We start from the raw sequence: 619 nt of genomic DNA, 5'->3' as shown, positions 1-619 counted from the left end.
GGCTCTTCCGGTTTCGGGGTGCGTAGCGGGGTGAGGTAGAAATCGACGGGTTCAGCGGGTCACCACAACATGTAGGGGTCCCTGGTGTGAAGATGAAAGTTCCTACACAACCATCTAAACCCACCAGGGACCCGTACTGTGAAGCCTACTGGAAATCTCGTCGCCGACACTATCTGCCGTACCGCGGAAATCGGGCTTGCCATCACCGGTGCCGCTGATGCCGGACCGCTGACCATCATTGAGGCCACGCCAGTAGCCGTTACTGGTGTGTGCCCGGACTGCGGACAGCCAGGAAAGTTACGCGACCACATCACCCGTCGACTCGTTGATCTTCCTGTTGTTGGATTCCCCACTAGGCTGCACGTAACAGTCCCTAGATTCCGGTGTACAGCCGCCTCATGTAAGAGAAAGATCTTCCAAGAATCTTTAACCTGCGCTGATGACGGCGCCAAGCTCACGCACCGGGTCACCCGCTGGATCTTGCAGCGCCTTGCTATTGACCGGATGAGTGTGTCAGCCACCGCCAAAGCACTCGGTGTGGGCTGGGACCTGGTCAACCAAGTCGCGCTGGATGCCTGCCGCCAGCTTGTCTACGGCGACCCTTGTCACCTAGACGGGG

1 protein-coding gene is annotated in these 619 nt (G+C 58.6%); it reads left to right on the top strand.

The annotated features are described in order from the left end of the window. Positions 1-138 precede the first annotated feature (138 nt). Positions 139-619: ISL3 family transposase (locus tag HMPREF2967_RS02805; protein ID WP_070684910.1), on the top strand; the 481-nt coding region annotated here is incomplete at its 3' end.

The sequence above is a fragment of the Corynebacterium sp. HMSC059E07 genome, assembly GCF_001814395.1.
Lineage (GTDB): Bacteria > Actinomycetota > Actinomycetes > Mycobacteriales > Mycobacteriaceae > Corynebacterium > Corynebacterium hesseae.
Note: the sequence above shows the minus strand (reverse complement) of the source record. Positions and strands in the feature narration are given on the sequence as shown.